Annotated in this window: 12 protein-coding genes; 5 read left to right on the plus strand and 7 right to left on the minus strand. The window is 63.7% G+C overall.

All coding sequences use genetic code 11. The features are described 5' to 3' along the window. The 7 genes from GFJ39_RS12580 to GFJ39_RS12610 all read right to left on the minus strand — a co-directional run. A partial coding sequence (locus GFJ39_RS12580) for an excinuclease ABC subunit UvrA (protein ID WP_153431665.1) occupies positions 1-2,522 on the minus strand: 2,522 nt, incomplete at its 3' end. Positions 2,523-2,729: 207 nt separating this feature from the next. Continuing rightward, a complete protein-coding gene (locus tag GFJ39_RS12585) occupies positions 2,730-3,335 on the minus strand; it encodes a response regulator transcription factor (RefSeq protein WP_153431667.1) in 606 nt (201 codons plus the stop codon). Further along, positions 3,332-4,456 carry a sensor histidine kinase gene (locus GFJ39_RS12590; RefSeq protein ID WP_153431669.1) on the minus strand — a complete coding sequence of 375 codons (1,125 nt, stop codon included), beginning with the start codon at positions 4,454-4,456 and terminating at the stop codon, positions 3,332-3,334. Before GFJ39_RS12590 ends, GFJ39_RS12585 begins: the two co-directional genes overlap by 4 nt. Before the next feature lie 255 nt (positions 4,457-4,711). Continuing rightward, positions 4,712-5,974 carry a tyrosine--tRNA ligase gene (gene tyrS, locus GFJ39_RS12595; protein ID WP_153431671.1) on the minus strand — a complete coding sequence of 421 codons (1,263 nt, stop codon included), beginning with the start codon at positions 5,972-5,974 and terminating at the stop codon, positions 4,712-4,714. Positions 5,975-6,081: 107 nt separating this feature from the next. Further along, positions 6,082-7,488: an ABC transporter permease gene (locus GFJ39_RS12600; protein WP_153431673.1), complete on the minus strand. Its 1,407-nt coding sequence runs from the start codon at positions 7,486-7,488 to the stop codon at positions 6,082-6,084. After that, entirely contained in the window at positions 7,485-8,411 is a 927-nt protein-coding gene (locus tag GFJ39_RS12605; protein ID WP_153431675.1) for an ABC transporter ATP-binding protein, read from the minus strand. Before GFJ39_RS12605 ends, GFJ39_RS12600 begins: the two co-directional genes overlap by 4 nt. Before the next feature lie 118 nt (positions 8,412-8,529). Further along, positions 8,530-9,195, minus strand: a complete 666-nt coding sequence (locus tag GFJ39_RS12610) for an alpha/beta hydrolase (RefSeq protein ID WP_011252909.1) — start codon at positions 9,193-9,195, stop codon at positions 8,530-8,532. Positions 9,196-9,332: 137 nt separating this feature from the next. On the opposite strand from GFJ39_RS12610, the gene GFJ39_RS12620 reads away from it, so the two are divergent. From GFJ39_RS12620 to GFJ39_RS12640, 5 genes are read left to right on the plus strand one after another with little or no spacing between them, the layout of a single operon-like run. Beyond that, positions 9,333-10,433 carry a cysteine desulfurase family protein gene (locus tag GFJ39_RS12620; RefSeq protein WP_228391948.1) on the plus strand — a complete coding sequence of 367 codons (1,101 nt, stop codon included), beginning with the start codon at positions 9,333-9,335 and terminating at the stop codon, positions 10,431-10,433. Between the two features lie 22 nt (positions 10,434-10,455). Continuing rightward, positions 10,456-11,598, plus strand: coding sequence for a cysteine desulfurase family protein (locus GFJ39_RS12625; RefSeq protein ID WP_153431679.1), 1,143 nt, complete (start codon positions 10,456-10,458; stop codon positions 11,596-11,598). Between the two features lie 22 nt (positions 11,599-11,620). Further along, positions 11,621-11,935, plus strand: coding sequence for a ferredoxin family 2Fe-2S iron-sulfur cluster binding protein (locus tag GFJ39_RS12630; protein WP_011252912.1), 315 nt, complete (start codon positions 11,621-11,623; stop codon positions 11,933-11,935). Positions 11,936-11,940: 5 nt separating this feature from the next. Further along, the gene (gene mnmA, locus GFJ39_RS12635) at positions 11,941-13,026 is read left to right on the plus strand and encodes a tRNA 2-thiouridine(34) synthase MnmA (RefSeq protein ID WP_153431680.1); all 1,086 of its coding nucleotides are present in this window, start codon (positions 11,941-11,943) and stop codon (positions 13,024-13,026) included. Beyond that, positions 13,026-13,673, plus strand: coding sequence for a glutathione S-transferase family protein (locus tag GFJ39_RS12640; protein WP_153431682.1), 648 nt, complete (start codon positions 13,026-13,028; stop codon positions 13,671-13,673). The genes mnmA and GFJ39_RS12640 overlap by 1 nt, the downstream gene beginning before the upstream one ends. The last annotated feature ends 2 nt before the right edge of the window (positions 13,674-13,675 follow it).

Here is a 13,675-nt window from a genome sequence, read left to right on the forward strand (position 1 = left end):
GCTGAAGGTGATGAACCTGAGGCAACATAGCGGCGGAGGAACGGGGCTGTGACGCTGTGTTCCGAAGCCGCGACGGTCTCCGGCGTTCCTGATGCCACGATCCGGCCGCCCTTGCGTCCTGCACCGTGGCCGAGATCAATGATCCAGTCACTGGCCGCTGCCACGCGCATGTCGTGCTCGGCCAGAACGACCGTGTTGCCCTGATCGACCAGGGCCTGAAGCTGAAGCATCAGGCGGTCCACGTCAGCCGGGTGCAGGCCGGTGGTGGGCTCGTCCAGAACATAGAGCACATGGCCGCTGCGCTGTTTCTGAAGCTCTGTCGCGAGTTTGATGCGTTGCGCTTCGCCGCCTGACAGTTCGGTGGCGGGCTGTCCGAGCCGGAGATAGCCCAGCCCCCCACGCCGCAGGGTGTCGAAGCCGCGCGCCAGAGCGGGTACATCCGCAAAGACGTCACAGGCATCATCGATGCTCAGGCCCAGTATGTCCGCAATGCTGTGCCCGTTCCACAGGACGTCCAGCACTTCGGGTTTGTAGCGGCTGCCGTGGCAGACGGGACAGGGCGTCTGCACGGTGGGCAGGAAGAGGAGTTCCACATCGACCGTTCCCACGCCCTCACAGCGCGGGCATCGTCCCTTGGCGACGTTGAAGGAAAACCATCCGGCATCGAAACGGCGTTTCTTCGCGTCGGGCGTTTCGGCAAACAGGCGGCGGATCGTATCGAACAGGCCGGTATAGGTGGCGGGGTTGGAGCGCGGGGTGCGTCCGATCGGCTTCTGGTCGATCATGACCATGCGTTTGATCGGGCCGGTTCCACCCGAGACGTTCCCCTTGGGTTCGCGGTGCTCGGGGGGCGGGGCATCATCCGTGCTGTCGTCATCGGGGTCGATGTCCACTTTCTGGCCCAGAGCGCGGGCCATGATGGAGACGAGGGCCTGCCCGACGAGACTGGACTTTCCGGCCCCTGAAACGCCCGTCACCGAGACCAGTACGCCGAGCGGGAGTGTCAGGGCCAGATGGTCCAGATTGTTCCAGCAGATGTCGGTCAGTTCCAGCGTGCCGGTTGGTTTGCGGACCGGTGTCGTGCGGGGCTGGACCGTACCGAACAGATAGGGGCGGGTACGGGAGTCCTTCACGTCCCGCAGTCCGTCTGGCAGGCCGCTATAGAGGACGCGGCCACCCCGTTCGCCGGCATCCGGGCCGACATCCACCAGCCATTCCGCGCGGCGGATCACGTCCGGGTTATGCTCGACGACGATGAGCGAATTGCCTGCATCGCGCAGTCCGTCCAGTGCCCGCAGAAGGGCCTGCGTGTCGGCGGGATGCAGGCCGGAGCTGGGTTCGTCCAGCACATAGACCACGCCGAACAGGTTCGAGCGGATCTGCGTGCCGAGCCGCAGACGCTGGTATTCGCCGGGCGAGAGTGTCTGCACGCTGCGGTCAAGCTGGAGATAGCCCAGCCCCAGATCCAGCAGCACGTCGATCCGCCCGATCATGGCTTCCACCATGCCGTGCGCGGCTATGGCTGTGGCGTCCTTTCCGTCGGCAAGGGCTTTGGCGGATGTGCGCAGTGAGGCGGCGATGTCTTCCAGTGTGCGACTTGAGAAGTCGGCGATGTTCAGCCCGTCGAATGTTACGCGCAGGGCATCGGGGTTCAGGCGCTGCCCGTGACACACGGGGCAGGGTGCGGAAAGCATGAACGAGGCTGCGCGCTTGCGCATCTTCTCGCTCTGCGACTGCGTGAAGGTGTGCAGGACGTAGCGCCGTGCACCACTGAACGTGCCGTTGTAGTCGGCCGGGATGCCGTGCTTGATGGCGTCCATGACCTGAGCGTGGGTGCGGCCGGGATAGACGGGCTCGGTCGGCGTTTCCTCGGTGAAGAGGATCCAGTCCCGCGTCTTTTTCGGCAGGTCGCGCCAAGGACACTCCACATCCACACCGCGGGTGATGAGAATGTCCCGGAAGTTCTGTCCCTGCCAGGCTGTGGGCCAGGCCGCGACGGCGCGGTCCCGGATGCTCAGGCTGTCGTCGGGCACGAGCGTCTTTTCCGTGACGTCATAGATACGCCCCAGTCCGTGACATTCCGGGCAGGCGCCCATGGGTGTGTTGGGGGAAAAGGATTCCGCTTCCAGTCGTGACAGGCCGGGCGGATAAGTACCCGCGCGCGAGTAGAGCATCCGCAGCAGGTTCGAGAGTGTCGTCAGGCTGCCGACACTGGAGCGGCTGCTGCTCCCACCGCGCTGCTGCTGGAGCGCGACGGCGGGTGGCAGTCCGTCGATGGAGGCCACGACCGGAACAGGCATCTGGTCGAACAGACGTCTTGCATACGGAGAGACGGAATCAAGATACCGTCTCTGAGCTTCGGCATAGATCGTCCCGAAGGCTAGTGAGGACTTGCCCGACCCCGAAACGCCAGTGACGACGACGAGCCGGTCGCGTGGCAGATCAACGTCCACATTGTCCAGATTATGCTCCCGCGCCCCTCTCACGCGGATCATCTCATGGGGTGAGGGCGTCTGGGACATGGGGCACTCCTGATGATGTCCGCAGGAAGTATAAACCTGTCAGGCATCAGAGTACACAAGACTTCCCTCGGGACGCCGTAACTGATGAGAGATACTTTCTGAACGACGACGTAAATGATCCATTGAGGATCGACGCTGGGATATTTTTCAAATGTGAGCCAGCGTTTCAGTATGTACGTTATCCGGGAACTATATCTTCTGTTTGTACTATAGCCAGCCATTCGCCCGGGCGATTCGTCCGGCCTCGATACGGTTGCGGGCACCCAGTTTCTGCACGATTTCCGAGAAATAGTTGCGGACCGTGCCGGAGGACAGGGACAGTTCCTCGGCAATTTCGCGGTTGGTGCGCCCGGCCTCGGCGAGGCGAAGCATGGCCCGTTCGCGTTCGGACAGCGGGTCGGGCAGGGCGTCCCAGACGGCTTCCGCCAGTTCAGACGCGATGGCGCGTCCGCCCGCCGCCACCTTGCGGATGGCGGCGGCGAGTTGGGTGATCGGCGCGTCCTTGAGCATATAGCCCCGGACGCCGGCCTGAAGTGCGCGACGCAGGTAGCCGGAACGACCGAAGGTCGTCACGATCATGACGCGGCTGGGCAGACCCTCGTGAAGGATTTTTTCTGCCAGTTCGATACCTGTGACATGAGGCATTTCGATGTCGGTCAGGACGACATCAGGGCGGTGTTCCCGGATCAGATCGAGAGCTTCGCGTCCGTCAGTCGCGCGGCCGACGATCTTGATGTCGTCTTCGAGTTGCAGCAGGGCCTCGAAGGCATCGAGGAGCATGGTCTGGTCTTCGGCGAGGATGAGGCGGATCATGGCAGTGTCGTCGCAGTCAGCTTGAAGCCCTGGGGATGGGGGGAGACGGTCAGCGTACCGCCCGAGGCGGCAAGCCGGGCGCGCATGCCGCGCAGGCCGTTGCCTTCCACGAGGCTGCGGGCCGGCTGTGGGGCCTGGAGCGGGCCGTCGTCTTCGAGGGTGAAGGTGTGGATATGGCCTTCCGCGTTCTGCTGGAAAGTCAGGGTACAGGTCAGGGCGTCGGAATGGCGGATGACATTCGTGACGGCTTCGCGCAGGGCCAGGGCGAGCACGCTGTTCTGCGGCTGATCGGTCACTGGTCCGGGGCCATGCAGGATCAGCGTGATGCCTGCTGTATGCAGGGCCTTGCGGGCACGGTCCAGTTCGCGCTGAAGCGACGCACCGTTCATGCCGGCGACGGCTTCGCGGACTTCGCGCAGGGACGTGCGGGCGATCTGGCTGATTTCCATGACTTCCTGCCGCGCACGGGGCGCGTCGGACGTGAACAGACGGTCGGCCAGTTCGGCTTTCACGGAAATGACCGTCAGGGAATGGCCCAGAAGATCATGCAGGTCGCGGGCGATGCGTTCGCGCTCGGCGGTCGTGGCGAGGGTGCGGATCTCGTTCTGGGCTTCGCGCAGTTCGAAATTGCGGATGCCGAGCTGCCACTGCATCAGCGTGCCCATATAGGTGATGATGCTGAAAAAAGCACCGGGGATGACTTCCAGCGTGGTCTTGTGGTGGAAGTGTCCGGAAATGATCAGGACGACCTGTAGCAGGATGACCATCGTGATGGACTGCCGCTTTCCGGGAAGGCGGGCACACATTCCGGCGGCGAAAATACAGTAGACTTCCCAGTCGCCATGCGTCCAGACGCAGGCATAGCCGATCAGGTCGGTCAGGATGATCTCGCCGTAGCCGTAATAACGGTCTTTCCGGTAGGGCGCGAAATAGACCAGCAGGAAGACAAGCATGGCGGCTGCGGAAAACAGCACGCCTGAGAGAGTGGGGCGGTGATAGCCCAGCAGCCAGGGAACCGGATAAAACAGCAGATAGCTCAGATAGGCCACCAGATAGTGGTTAAAGCGCGGCCATGGCGTCTTGCGGTCCGCCAGATGGCGGGAGAGGGAATCTGCGGCCATCAGGCAAGGGTGGTTGAGGGCGTGCCCGAGGTCAAGAACTCTCCCGAACGTCGCGGCCGCACTGTACTTTCTGGTCGTCGCGGGGCTGCGAAGACCGGCCCCGCCCAATCCGTCAGCAGATCACGCCAGTTTTTCCGTTCCGTCATCATCCGCGTTCCGTCTCTGGCGGGGCACCCGCGATGAGGATGCCCGTTCCCGCGCTGAAAAACAGGGTGCAGCGTCAGGTGTTGCGGATGACATCGGTCATGCCGGGGATCAGACCGGACGCAGCAGGATGTGCTTCTTTTTGCCGGACGAAACCTTCAGGACGCCATCCCGCATGTTGTCGAGCGTGAAGGTCTGGTTTTCATCCGAGACCACCACGTCATTGACGCGGCCGCCGCCGCCACGGATGAGGCGACGTGCCTCGCCGCCGCTGGAGGCCAGTCCGGCTTCCTGAAAGATGCGGAAAGCGGGCAGGCCGTCGGCGATCAGGTTGGCGGGCAGGTCGATTTCCGGCAAGGCGGCCTGAGCGCCTCCTTGGGTGGCGCCCTGCTCGAAGACGCGGCGTGCGGTTTCGGCGGCGTCTTCGGCGGCGGCGCGGCCGTGGCAGATGGCGGTGGCTTCGGTCGCGAGGATCTTCTTGGCGTCGTTGATTTCCGAGCCTTCGAGCGCACCCAGTCGCTCGCATTCCTCAACGGGAAGATCCGTGAAGAATTTGAGGAAGCGGCCGACATCGGCGTCCTCGGTGTTGCGCCAGAACTGCCAGTATTCGAAAGCCGGCAGCTTTTCCGGACGCACCCAGGTCGCGCCCTTGGCGGATTTGCCCATCTTGGCACCCGACGAGGTGGTGACGAGCGGGGTGGTCAGGCCGAAGATCTGCTTGCCGTCCGTGCGACGAGCAAGGTCGATGCCGGAGACGATGTTGCCCCACTGGTCCGAACCGCCCATCTGAAGGACGGCGCCGTGGCGGCGGTTCAGTTCGCGGAAATCATAGGACTGGAGGATGGAGTAGTTGAACTCCAGGAAGGTCAGGCCCTGTTCGCGCTCCAGACGCTGCTTCACGCTGTCGAAGGACAGCATGCGGCTGATGGAGAAATGCGCGCCGATGTCCTGAAGCAGGTTGATGTAGGACAGCTTGTCCAGCCAGTCGGCATTGTTGGCGAGGATGGCGCCGCTGGACGGGTCTTCATCGCTGAAGGTGATGAACTGGCGCAGGGATTTTTCGATCCCGGCGATGTTGTGTGCGATCGTCTCGTTCGTAATGAGGGAGCGGGCTTCGTCGCGGAAGGACGGGTCACCGATCTTGGCCGTGCCGCCACCCATCAGGGCGATCGGGCGATGGCCGTGCTTCTGGAGCAGGCGGAGCATCATGATGGAGAGCGCATTGCCGACATGCAGGGAGTCCGCGGTCGGGTCGAAGCCCACATAGGCGGTGATCGGTCCGGCCAGCATGGTCTCGTCGAGGGCGTCGAGGTCGGTGCACTGGAAGATCAGGCCGCGGGCTTGGGCTTCGAGGAGAAACGGACTCTTTGGCATGGGGCGGTCTTGTCTACGCTGCTACAGGGAAGGAGGGGACGCGGACCGTAGCATGACCGGCGCCGGAGCGGAAACTCCGGTAGCGGCCACGATTGCGGCCGAGTTGCTCATTCCGTTTCGTAAGGCCAGTCGATGCGGGCCATGCGGGACGGGACGACGAAGAAGCAGAGTGTTCCGAGGGCAGCGAAGGCCAGCGCGACGGGCCCGAAAATGCGGGTGCCCAGAATGAACGGATTGCAGAATTGCAGCACGAAGGCAGGGGCGACGGTTGCCGCAGTGATGATACCCTGTGAAGGCTGTCTGCTGATGAGGAAGGGGAGCGGGCAGCAGAATGTTACGCCGAGCGTGGCGACCAGAAGCTCTGCCCCGTCCAGAAGGGCATGTGAGGGCGCGAGCGGCTTGAACAGTGTGACCGGCAGCATGAGGCTCAGCGTGCGCAGCGGGGCCGTCATGAAAGCCCTGTTGGCCTTGGCGGTGAAAACCGCTCGTACGAAGTCCAGTCGGCTGCCGAAGCGACCTGTGGCCAGTAGCAGCGGCCAGTGTTTGCGGTTGCTGATCCAGGCGTCCTGTAGTGCGATCAGGATGGTCATGCCGGGGGTCAGATGCGCGATCCGGTTGCCGAAACTGCCGTGTCCGAGCGGCAGGCTTCCCATGATCAGGACCGCGCAGGCGGGCATGAACAGGCTGATCAGGAAATCGGTGCGCAGAGTGGTCGGCACCGCGGGAGCGAGGAGCATCTGCCGCAACTGGTAGAAGCTGAGATCCCGCGGGGCGACACGGGGCGTCGTTTCGGGAAGTGCAAAATCCGGGGTCGAGGCAGTGAAGCCGTCCGTGGGGGCCATCATTGCCGGGGAATGCAGACGGTTTGGCAGCGTCATGATGGCGGCCGTCAGCACTCCCATCATGGCGAGATCGGTCGGGATGGTCAGCATGGCGGGGCGTGTGAGGGCCCAGAGCGGAAAATCGGTGGCGAAGGTCAGGAGCATCAGGCCGAGCAGCAGGCCGACGCCAATAACCGTCGTGATGCTCCTGACCCGGCGGGATGCCTGCTGCGGCGGGGCATACCACTGGATGACGGCCGGCACGGTATTGAGAAGCGTGTAGAACAGCGTGTCATGCAGGGGCAGGCCGCTCCAGGCGAGCAGCGCGGAGAGGGCGAGGATGGCCAGCATGGACATCAGGGCCGCCGCGCGGGCCTCGGCCTGAAGCAGGCCGGGGATGGCGGGAGCCTGGGATGCGCCGATCTGGTTGGCGGAATGGGTCTGAAGGCAGTTCTGCACGAAGGTCGCGGCGATGGCCGCGTTGAAGACATTGGCGTGTTTGAGCGCCTTTTCCAGACTCTGGGTCAGGAGAGCGGTGTGCAGTTCATGGGCCGTCAGACCCGCCAGCAGGATGAAGATCACCGCCGTGAAGATCATCGGGTTGCCGATGAGGAAAACGCGCGTTCCGTACAGCCGCAGGGCGCGGATCATGTCGCTGCGTTCCAGGGCGCCCGAGGGCAGGAAGCTCCTCATGCCGCGGCGTCCGGGGTGTCGGTGTCAGGGGGGGAAGTGCGGGGCGCCGTGATTTCCAGGAAGGCGTCTTCGAAATCCGGGATGACCGTCAGGGTGCCTTCGGGGAGGATCAGGTCTCCGGTCCAGCCATGCACCAGCAGGGCGTCGGGACGCTGGCCGAGGATCTGGATATCGGCGGGCAGGGCGGCGAGGAGCCGGTTGGGCGTGGGATGTTCGAGCCAGCGCGTGGTGGCGCGGAAGGTCTCGGTCGGGACGTCGAGCACGACATGTCCCTGCCGGACGAAGAGCAGGCGCGAGCACAGGCGTTCGAGATCGGACAGGATATGCGACGAGATCAGGATGCTCGCACCCGTCCGCTGCGTGTAGGTATCGAGCAGGTTCATGAAGTCGCGCCGGGCATGGGGGTCCAGACTGGCGACGGGTTCGTCCAGAACCAGGAATTCGGGGCTGTGACGCATGGCGAGCACGATGGCCAGACGCTGTTTCTGGCCACCCGACAGCGCGCGCACCTGTTTTTTCGGATCGAGATCGGCCCAGGCGATCAGGGCCGGATCGACCGGGGGAAGTTCGCCGTAGAACGCGGCGATGTAGTCCATGAGCTGGGCGACGCGGAAGCTGCCGAAACCGGTCATGGTCTGGGGGACGAAGCCCGTTCTTGCCCGGATCTCGCGCGGCAGGGCCACGATGCTGTGACCGAAAATGTCGATGCTGCCGCCATCCGCGAGCAGGAAGCCCATGAGGCATCCGATCAGCGTGGATTTGCCCGCCCCGTTGCGCCCCAGAAGGGCTACGGTTTCGCCCTGCGCGATGGAGAAGGAGACGTCATCCAGCGCCCGGAAGCTCCCGAAGCTCTTGGTGAGGTGCGAGACCTCCACAGGCAGGGACGAGGGGACGGCGGAGTGCAGAATGTTTCGGTCTTGCATGAAATATCCGGTTACATATTTGTCTGGACGGAGCAATGGATTGTGCAGCCCGAATCAAAAAAGGCTCTCCGGAAGGGAGAGCCATTTTTGAAGTGTCTGACGGGGTGGATGTCCCGGATCAGTCTGCGGCCAGAGCCAGCGCCTTGCGGCCACGCATCGTGTTCACGTGGTCTTCGAGGGCTTCGGCAACCCGGTCGGCCTGCTTGGCGAAGATGTGGTCGGCGTCTTCGAAGATGCGGTAGTCGACGGTCACGTTCTTCTGGGTGTTCAGCTTGTCCACCAGCTTGCGGATACCCGGCTCCGGAGCCATTTCGTCCCGGCCGCCGGCAATCATCAGGCCGCTGCACGGACAGGGGGCCAGAAAGCCGAAATCGTAGTCGTTGGCCGGCGGGGCCACGCTGATCCAGCCGCTGATTTCGGGGCGGCGCATCAGGAGCTGCATGCCCACGAAGGCACCGAAGGAATAGCCCGAGATCCACAGTTCCGTGGAGTTCGGATTGACCATCTGCATCCAGTCGAGGGCGGCAGCCGCATCGGAAATCTCGCCGATACCGCCATCGTAACGACCCTGGGACCGGCCCACGCCACGCGAATTGTAGCGCATCACCGAGAAGCCCATCTTCTCGAAGCTGCGATACATCGTATAGGTGATACGGTTGTTCATGGTGCCGCCGTGGAGCGGATGGGGATGCAGCACCAGGGCAAGCGGAGCGTTGGGTTCGCTGGAGTGGTGGTAACGACCCTCAAGCCGGCCGTCGGGGCCGGCGAACATCACTTCAGGCATGAATAGTCTCACACTGTGTCAGGCAGGATTGGAACTCTGCCGTCCGGTGACGCACTGTATATCGATTCGCAAAACCCGATTTCCACCAAAATCGACACGGCGTTGCGATTTCAGCCAGTTTGTTCAATCTGGAAAACATGATGACTGCGCCTCTGATCCTTCCCGGGACGACCTATCTTGATGCCAACGCCACCGAGCCCCTGCGCCCCTGTGCGAGGGATGCAGCGGTGGGCGGAATGCTGCTGTCGGGAAATCCGTCTTCGGTGCATGCCGAGGGACGGGAAGCACGCCGGTTTCTGGAGGATGCCCGCAGCCGTGTCGCAGCGGGTTTCGGGCGGATTTCCGGCACCTGCGTGTTCACGTCCGGGGCGACGGAGGCCGATGCGATGGCGGTCCATGCCTTCGGACAGGAACGCCGGATTTTCGTTGGATCTACGGAACATGACGCCATTCTCAAGGCTGCGCCGGAGGCTGAAATCCTGCCCGTGAACAGGGACGGGATTCTGGACGTGGAACACCTGCGCGCGCGGTTGCAGGAGACTGGTCCGGCGCTGGTCTGCGTGATGTCCGCCAATAACGAGACGGGGGTGCTTTCTCCGCTGGAGGACGTGCTGGCGGTCTGTCGCGACTCGGGCGCGCATCTGCATGTTGATGCCGTGCAGAGCGCGGGACGGGTGCCTTTCACGCTGGGCGGATGCAGTGTTGCGGTGTCCGGGCACAAGATGGGTGGGCCAAAAGGGGCGGGCGCGCTGCTGCTGGCGGAAGATGAGCCCTTGGACGCGCTGATGGCTGGTGGCGGTCAGGAGCGGGGACGCCGAGGCGGAACACAGGCCCTGCCAGCCATTCTGGGCATGGCGGCGGCGTTCGATGCGGCGCGTGCGCAGGACTGGGCACCGGTGCAGCGTCTTCGGAATCGGGTCGAAGCAGCTGCGAAAAGTGTTGGCGCGCGGGTTGCAAGTGAGGCTGTGGCGCGGTTGCCGAATACGAGCTGTCTGATTCTGCACGGGGTGGCGGCTCAAATCCAGCTTATGGCGCTGGATCTGGCCGGATTCTGCGTCTCTGCAGGGTCGGCCTGTTCGTCAGGGAAGGTGTCGTCCTCGCATGTCCTGCGGGCGATGGGGGAGACGGATGGCGCGTCGCAGGCCATCCGCGTCTCGCTGCCCTGGAATGTGCAGGAGGCCCAGGTCGAGGCGTTCTGCGAGGCCTATGAGGCGATGGCGCGGCGTTTGCGGAAATGAGTCGGGCAAAGGGACAGCGGGTATGATCTATCTCGATTATCTTTCGACAACGCCGTGTGATCCGGCAGTCGTGAAAACTATGCTGCCCTGGTTCGGGGAGGATTTCGGAAATCCGCACAGTCCGCATGGGCCGGGGCGAAAGGCGGCGGACGCCTTGGAGCGGGCCCGGGAGAGCGTGGTGCGGCTTCTGGGCGTGGAGACGCGGGAGATCGTGTTTACGTCCGGTGCGACGGAAGCGAACAACCTCGCCATCAAGGGGGCTGCGCGTCATCTGGCGCGGCTGGGCGATCCGCGGCGTCGGATTGTCACGGTGGCGACGGAGCACAAATGCGTTCTGGAATCGGTGCGTGATCTGAAAAGCGGGGGCTTTGAAGCGGTCGTGCTCGGTGTGGACTGCGAGGGACGGGTTGATCCCGAAGCCCTGCGGGAGGCGCTGAAAGTCCCAACGCTGCTGGTCAGCATCATGGCGGCGAATAACGAGACGGGCGTGTTGCAGGATATTCCGCAGCTTGCGGCGATCGTGAAGGAGCGCGGGGCGCTGATGCATGTCGATCTGGCGCAGATGGCGGGGAAGATGCCGGTATCGCTGCGGGATGTGGATCTGGCCTCCGTCTCCGCTCACAAGATGTACGGCCCCAAGGGGATCGGCGCGCTCTATGTCCGGAGAAAGCCGCGTGTCCGGCTGGAGCCGCTGTTTTCCGGGGGCGGTCAGGAGCGGGGGCTTCGGTCCGGAACGCTGGCGACGCCTCTGATTGTGGGGTTTGGAGAGGCTGCGGATCTGGCAGCTGTGACCATGGGGGATGAGGCGGCGCGTCAGGTCTTTCTGCGGGATGATCTGTGGGCGCAGCTTCGCGAAGGCCTGCCGGGGATTGTGCTGAACGGCGCCGGGGCACCGCGTCTGGCAGGGGCATTGAATGTCTGTCTGCCGGAAGGATGTCGGGCGCTGGATGTTCTTGAAGCCTGTCCGGATGTCGCGGCTTCGACCGGATCAGCCTGTACGGCGGCGGAGATTGCGCCGTCCTATGTCTTGACGGCGATGGGACTTTCTGCGGAGAAGGCGTCCCGGTGCTTGCGCCTGTCGGTCGGACGCTCTACCTCCAAGGCCGATATTGACCGTGCGGCCTCTCTTCTGATCGCAGCCGCCCGGGCGTGCCAACCCAACTGAAACCGGAAAAAGCGGACGAACTATGCCCAAGATGACCTTTATCGAGCGCGATGGAACCCGTCGTGACGTTGACGCGCCTGTCGGCCTGTCGGTGCTGGAAATCGCACACAAGCACGACATCGACCTGGAAGGTGCGTGCGAAGGTTCGCTGGCCTGCGCCACCTGCCATGTGGTTGTCGATCCGGAATGGGCTGCCAAGCTGAGCGCGCCGACGGATGACGAGGAAGACATGCTCGATCTGGCGTTCGGTCTGGAAAAAACGTCCCGCCTGGGCTGCCAGATTGTCATGACGGACGCGCTTGATGGCCTGACCGTTCGTCTGCCGAAGGCGGGCTGAGCATCATGCGGATCCTCGTTGCCATGTCGGGAGGCGTGGACAGTTCCGTAGTGGCCGCGCTGCTCAAACGGCAGGGCCACGAGGTGATTGGCGCGACGCTCCAGCTTTACGACCATGGACAGGCTGCCAAGCCGGGCGCGTGCTGTGCGGGGCGTGACATCATGGATGCGCGCGCCGTGGCGGACCGTCTGGGCTTTCCGCATTACGTGATTGATGCGGAAAGCCGGTTCCGTGACAGCGTGGTTGAGAGTTTTGCCGATGCCTATGCGCGCGGCGAAACGCCTGTTCCGTGCGTGGCCTGCAATCAGGGCGTGAAATTCACGGACCTTCTGGGCATGGCGCGGGATCTGGGCTGCGAGGCCATGGCGACCGGGCATTACGTCCGCCGGGTCGAAGGGCCGGAGGGTGCGGAAATGCACCGTCCGGTCGATGCGGAACGGGACCAGACCTGGTTTCTGTTCGCCACGACAAAAGACCAGCTCGACTATCTGCGCTTTCCGCTGGGCGAGATGCCAGACAAGGCGCATGTCCGCGCACTCGCGCAGGAACTGGGGCTGGAAATCGCGGCCAAGCCTGACAGTCAGGATATCTGCTTCGTGCCCAGTGGTTCCTATGTCGAACTGGTGGAGAAGCTGCGTCCGGAAGTCCGTGGCGAGGGTGAGATCGTGGACGAAGATGGCCGTGTGCTTGGCCGTCATGAAGGTGTGGCGCGCTACACGGTCGGGCAGAGCAAACGTCTGGGTGACATCCATACTGCAACCGGCGAGCGCCAGATGGTGACGCGCATTGATGTGCCGAAGCGGCGCATTGTGGTCGGGCCGCGCGTGCAGGTTTCGGAAGCTGACAGCCGCCGGACCGTGCGTCTGCGGGACATGAACTGGCTGATCGACGCACCTGCGGAAGGCGTGCGCTGTGGCGTGCAGATCCGGGCGCGGGAGAAGCTGCGCGAGGCTGTCGTGAAGCCGCTGGAGAATGGTGGCGCGCTGGTGGAACTGACCGAGGCCGCCATGCCGGCGCCGGGTCAGGCCTGCGTACTCTATGACGGAAGCCGCGTTCTGGGCGGTGGCTTCATTACTGCGGGAGACGCCTGATGGCGGGTGTGCTGCTTCTGGGATCGCGCCGGTATTCGTCCTGGTCGCTGCGGGGCTGGCTGGCGGTGCGCCTGGCAGGGCTGGATGTGACGGAAGAGGTCATTCCGCTCAAGGGCGGTGGCAAAACGACCGAAATCCATGCGCGTTCGCCCAACCGGATGGTGCCGTATCTGATGCATGATGGTGCGGATGTCTGGGAAAGTCTGGCGATCTGCGAATACTGCGCGGAAATTGCACCCGCGTTGTGGCCGGAAGACCGGATCGTGCGGGCCCATGCCCGCAGCATCAGCGCGCAGATGCATGCCGGTTTCCGTCCGATCCGCCAGAACTGCTCCATGGATGTGGAGCGCATTCCGGCTTCTCTGCCGGAAATCAGCGAGGAGCTGGCGGCCGATGTGGCGCTGCTGAGCCGCACGCTCAAGGGCGCGCTTCTGCGCTCTGGTGAGCCGACGACGTTCCTCTTCGGGGAGCGGATGACGGTGGCGGACTGCATGTATGCGCCGATCGCCGTCCGGATTCACACGTTTGAACTGGCTGTCGATCCGGTCGTGAAGACCTGGGTACGGACGATGCTTGACCATCCGCTGCTGCGGGAATGGTACGCGCTGGCTGAAGCCGAACCGGCGGAGTGGCGTCTCGTTTACTGAGA

Origin of the sequence: Gluconobacter aidae, assembly GCF_009547075.1 — a bacterium.
Classification (GTDB): domain Bacteria; phylum Pseudomonadota; class Alphaproteobacteria; order Acetobacterales; family Acetobacteraceae; genus Gluconobacter; species Gluconobacter aidae.